4 protein-coding genes and 1 pseudogene are annotated in these 5342 nt (G+C 64.5%); 2 read left to right on the top strand and 3 right to left on the bottom strand.

Translation table 11 applies throughout. The annotated features are described in order from the left end of the window. Nucleotides 1–210 (top strand): annotated as a pseudogene (locus BJ122_RS18765) (IS4 family transposase); the annotation flags it as partial. A 258-nt stretch (nucleotides 211–468) separates the two neighbouring features. Here BJ122_RS18765 and BJ122_RS18770 read toward each other — a convergent pair. From BJ122_RS18770 to BJ122_RS18780, 3 genes are all read right to left on the bottom strand, one after another. Continuing rightward, nucleotides 469–2079: an acyl-CoA synthetase gene (locus BJ122_RS18770; RefSeq protein ID WP_110782802.1), complete on the bottom strand. Its 1611-nt coding sequence runs from the start codon at nucleotides 2077–2079 to the stop codon at nucleotides 469–471. An 86-nt stretch (nucleotides 2080–2165) separates the two neighbouring features. Continuing rightward, nucleotides 2166–2984, bottom strand: coding sequence for a RodZ family helix-turn-helix domain-containing protein (locus BJ122_RS18775; RefSeq protein WP_110782803.1), 819 nt, complete (start codon nucleotides 2982–2984; stop codon nucleotides 2166–2168). Nucleotides 2985–3059: 75 nt separating this feature from the next. Next, a complete protein-coding gene (locus tag BJ122_RS18780) occupies nucleotides 3060–3695 on the bottom strand; it encodes a hypothetical protein (RefSeq protein ID WP_430694811.1) in 636 nt (211 codons plus the stop codon). Between the two features lie 424 nt (nucleotides 3696–4119). On the opposite strand from BJ122_RS18780, the gene BJ122_RS18785 reads away from it, so the two are divergent. Beyond that, a complete protein-coding gene (locus tag BJ122_RS18785; protein ID WP_245407799.1) occupies nucleotides 4120–5190 on the top strand; it encodes a methyl-accepting chemotaxis protein in 1071 nt (356 codons plus the stop codon). Nucleotides 5191–5342 lie beyond the last annotated feature (152 nt).

Genomic DNA, 5342 nt, shown 5'->3' on the forward strand with positions numbered 1-5342 from the left:
ATCCTGGCTGCCATGATCGCCTATCTGCTGCTGCGGATCGCCGCGCGCGAAAGCCGCCTCGTCATGCCCGCGATACGCTTCGCCGGTCTGGTCGCCGCATCCCTGTTCACGCGAAAACAGCTCGCCGAGATCGACCGGCCTCCCAAGGTCAACCCTTCCGCCGCCCGCCCGCGTGTCTCGCCCGACCAGATGAGCTTCTGCTATGTATGACTTTCCCCGGACAGCCGTGCGTAGCGGTGGGGAGGGAGGCCGAGCGAAGCGGAGGCCGGGTGGGGGGCTTCTTCAACGAGGGCGGAGTGCGAAATCAGCAATCAAATGATGATCGACATCGGCGCGAACATGGCTGATGCGCAAAAGCCCCCCACCCCCGACCCCTCCCCGCCACTGCGCTCGCTGGTGGGGGGAGGGGGACGAGGAGCTTCGCTTCAGAATGTGGTCGTTAGCGGAGGAACGCGCTCGTGCCGGGAACTACCCCCGCGCCCTCAGATCGCGGCGCAGTACCTTGCCGGTGGCGGTCATCGGCAGCGCGTCGACAAAGGCGATGTGGCGCGGATATTCATGCGCGGCGAGCTGCACCTTGACGAATTCCTGGATGCTGCGCACCAGCTTGTCATCGCCCTTGAAGCCGGGACGCAGCACCAGCCACGCTTTGATCGCCTCGGTGCGGATCGGGTCGGGAATGCCGACCACCGCGGCGAACGCCACCGCCGGGTGTTTGAGCAACGTGTGCTCGATCTCGGACGGGCCGATCCGATAGCCCGCCGAGGTGATGACATCATCCTCGCGGCTGACATACCAGAAGTAGCCGTCATCATCCTGGATGCCGAGATCGCCGGTCATCAAGAACTCGCCGGCGAATTTGGCGATGGTGGCGCGCGGATTGTTCCAATAGCCGAGCATGGTGCAGGGATTGGGCTGGCGCACGCCGACAATGCCGCGCTGGCCACGCGGCACTTCATTGCCGTGGCGATCGACAATGCGGACGTCGAAACCTGGCGTCGGCCGGCCCATCGAGCCCGGCCTGATCGGAAACAGATTTGCGTTGTTGCCGATCACCAGATTGCACTCGGTCTGGCCATAGACCTCATGGGCGTCGATGCCGAATGTGGCGCGCACCCAGTCCAGCAGCTCGGCGCCCAGCGATTCGCCGCCGGTCAGGATGCTGCGCAGCTTCACGCCATTGGCGCGCACGCCAGCCTGACGCATCAGCTTGAGCGCGGTCGGCGGCAGGAACACGCAAGTGACGCCGTGCTCGGCCATCAGCCGGATCGCGCCTTCGGCATCGAATTTTCGGGCGCGATAGCCGACCACCGGAACGCCGTGATACCAGGCCGGGAACAGCGCATCGAACAGCCCGCCGATCCAGGCCCAGTCGGCCGGCGTCCAATAGACGTCGCCTGGTTTGGGGAAGAAGTCGTGCACCATCTCGACATTGGGCAGATGGCCGAGCAATACGCGGTGCGCATGCAGCGCGCCCTTGGGATTGCCGGTGGTGCCCGAGGTGTAAATGATGATCGCGGGATCGTCGGCGGCGGTGGCGACGGTGGCAAATTGGTCGGTGGCGCGTTGCAGCGCCGGCCAGAATGCCCAGGTGCCGGCTGGCGCGTGCGTGCTGGTGACATAGATATGAGTCAGCGCCGGCAGCCGGTCGCGGATTTTGAGTAGCTTGGCGGCGCCGGCGGGGTCGGTGACCACCGCTTTGGCGCCGGAATCGCGCAGCCGGAATTCCAGCGCGTCCTCGCCGAACAGCATGAACAGCGGCACCGAGACGAGGCCGGCGCGGAACGCGGCGAGATGCACGATCGGCAGTTCGATCGATTGCGACAAAAACACCGCGACCCGGTCGCCGCGTTGCAGCCCGGCCGCGCATAGAACATTGGCGAAGCGCCGCGACGCCGCCGCGATCTGATCGAACGACAGCCGGGTGACGCCGCCATCCTCGTCGCAATAGATCAGGGCTGGCCTGCCGCTGCCGTCGGCGTAGCGATCGCAGGCCGCAATGGCGATATTGAACTCGGCCGGGATGTTCCAGCGGAAGTCGTGATACAGCCGATCATAGTCGGGAGTGGCGGTGAGCATGGTCGCGGCGGCCTTGGTGGTTTCCTCCGCCGCAGTGTGACACAGGGGTTGTGCAACTTGCCATGGCTCTCGTGGCCGCAGCGACGCTATGCGGTGCGTGCGGCGTTGGGTGCGGCATTCTGATCGGCGCCGCCATCGGGGGGATGACCCGCGCGCGGATTTTGCGGCGGTGCAGCGACGCCTGGCGTGCCCGTCACAACGCCGGGTCCGGCGCTCGGCCCGGCGTTGCGGACGATGCTTGGCTGGACGCTTGGCTCGATATTTGGCTCGATTGACGGCACGACGCTGGGCGCCGCTCTGGACGCCGCTTGTGGCGGCGCAGTTGACAGCGGTTCCGCTTCGTCCTGCGGCGGCTTTCGGAAATAGGTCCACCACACCGGCACGATCACCGCGGCCGCCACCGCGCCGAGCAGCAGCACGAACATCGCCCAGCGCTCCAGCAGCACGATGCAGGGCACCGCGATCGCCAACAAGAGCCCGACCAGGGCGATGCGCCAGGACGGCAGATGAATGGCGGCAATGAATGTGCCGAGCGCCAGCAAAGTGAGCACCGACAGCGCGCTGGCCTCAGCGGTCATCATCCGGGTGGTTTCGGTGATAAAGATCAGCTCCATCGCGATCAGCACCGCGCCCCAATGCAGCGCCTGCGTGCGGATCGCGCGCCAGCGCTCCTGGCTGTCGGGCAGCTCTGGCCAGACCGTGGCGACGCAGATCGCGGCAATCACCGGCGTCAGCAGCATCCAATAGCCGCGGATCGGGGCTTCGGCGAAGCCGGTATAGCCGACCCCGAGCAACACCAGCAGCAGCATCAGCAGATAGGGCCACTCCTGGCGGATCAGGCGGCGCCCCAGGGCGCGCAATCCCGGCGTGGCAGCGGTGGTGTCATCAAAGGAAAAATCGATCATGGCGCAAATCGCCTGGCTGGGTTCCGATCCGGACCAAGCCCGATGTCACCTTTTGGTTCCGCTGTTCGGGTGCGATTATTTGACCAGGAACTTGTAGGCGGCAATCACCGCGACCATGGCCGCGAAGATCAAGAACGCCGGCATCGGCCGTTTGGCGCGGCTGGTGCTGCTGGCCGCCGCAGCCTTAGGGGGCGGGCGTGGCTTCTGGAACTTCACGACGTTGTCGCCGCCGGCCGCGCTCGGTCGTGGTTCCGGCTCGGGCGCGGCACCAGTGCCACCCATCTCCTTATAATAGGTTAGATAGATCTCATTGACCGCGATGGTCTTGGACTTGGCCTCGCTCATCTCGCCAAAGCGGGCACGGTAGCGATTCAGGAAATCCTGGGCGTTCGGGGGCAGGTCGTCGAAACTGCCGAGCTTCGCCATCATCAGCCAGGTGGCGAAATCGGCCTCGGCACGGGAGCGGGCCTTCTTGGCGATGGTTGCGTTAGTCTGAGTCATGGGGTCTGTCTGCAATCGGCGAATGGGATTCCGGATAACGCTGGAGCGATCGTTGTATGACGGGATGGCGCGATGCGCCACCGCGAGTAAGGCCCATGTCGCGATCTCGCTCCAAATTGAGCCATCGGCGCTGCCATCGCGCGCGTTGATGCGCCTTGGTTGGAACCCGGCGCTGTGTTGCAGCAGGTCGGCGGCGCCGCGCGGCGCCAACGCGCGCTTGGTGTCGTGAGGGCGGTGCGACCACAGGTCGCGGCCCCGGTCCGTGTTGCGGAATGCCGAACAAACAGGCGGCGCGCGGTCGCGCGGCGGTCTAGTTGGTAATTACGTGCCGCCTCGCTGCGTAAACCGTCGCGATGGCCACGGCTACACAAGCGCGCGGCAACGTATTTCAACGGCCGAACCTCCATTTGCTATCAAGTCTGATCAAGCGCTGAGCACCTTGATCAGCGAAGTGGCAGGCGGTGATCGGCATCGCCATGATGAGCGGATAAGTTGTCTGTTGATCATTTGTTGTAACGTTGAGTTGCAGTTAGTAAGCCGTGGTTGCAATCGCCAGCGGCGACTTCGTAGAATTACGTACTAATCATCCTACAGCGCGGAAGCCATCCTGATGTCCCTGCAAGCCGCAGTGCAAATGACGTCTGCTGTCTCTCAGGAATCGGTGTGCGGCGAGACCGATGTCTCGGCGCTGGCGGCGCAGCTGACCGCTGAGGTCAACCAGATCGCCTGTGAAAAGACCCAAGGCATCCAGCAGATCACCAATCAGATGAAAATGCTGGCGCTCAACGCCTTGATCGAAAGCGCGCGCGCTGGCCGCGAGGGCGCCGGCTTTGCGGTGGTGGCGCAGGAAGTGCGCCATGTCGGCCAGCAGGTCGAAGCGATCGCCCGCGATCTGGAAACGCAGCTGACGCGCCGCACCAAAACCCTGATGTGCTCGCTGCAACAGATGACCGAGCGCGCCAAAGGCGAGCGCATGGTCGATCTGGCGCTCAACGCCATCGAGCTGATCGACCGCAATCTCTATGAGCGCACCTGCGACGTGCGCTGGTGGGCCACCGATTCGGCGGTGGTGCAATGCGCGGGCGAGCCGAGCGAGGCGCTGGCGTCTTATGCGTCGGAGCGGCTGACGGTGATCCTGAACGCCTACACCGTGTATCTCGATCTGTGGCTGTGCGACCTCAACGGCAACATCATCGCCAGCGCCCGGCCGCGGCAGTATCCGGTGGTCGGGCAGAATGTCGCCAAGGCAAGCTGGTTCATCGAGGCCGCCAAGCTGCGCACTGGCGACGATTATGTCGCCGGCGATGTCGATCGGCAGCCGCTGCTTAACAATGCTCAAGTCAGCACCTATTGCGCCAGTATCCGCACCGAGGGCCGCAGCCATGGCAAGCCGATCGGCGTGTTGGCGATCCATTTCGATTGGGAGCGGCAGGCGCGCGCCATCGTGCGCGGCGTCCGGGTCGGCTCCGAGGACGCCCGGGTGCTGTTGGTCGATTCCCATTTCCGGGTGATCGCAGCGTCCGATGATGCCGGACTGCTCACCGAGCGCGTGGTGCTGGATCTGCAAGGGCGGCGTTCCGGCTACTACACCGATAAGTCCGGCAGCCAGGTGGCATTTCACGCCACCCCCGGCTACGAGACCTATAAGGGGCTGGGCTGGTATGGCGTCATCATCAGCCGGCCGACGCGAAGCCAGACCGAATAATCGGCATCAGACCAACGTCTCCTACCATTGACTCGTCATGCCCGCGCTTGTTGTTTGGCCCGGGGACATCCCTGACGGGTGTTCAGGGACATAGCGGACACATCACAATGGCTGGAATGGCTCTTTTTGGGGAGGCGTTCCATGCCGTTTCG

Source organism: Rhodopseudomonas faecalis (assembly GCF_003217325.1).
Classification (GTDB): domain Bacteria; phylum Pseudomonadota; class Alphaproteobacteria; order Rhizobiales; family Xanthobacteraceae; genus Rhodopseudomonas; species Rhodopseudomonas faecalis.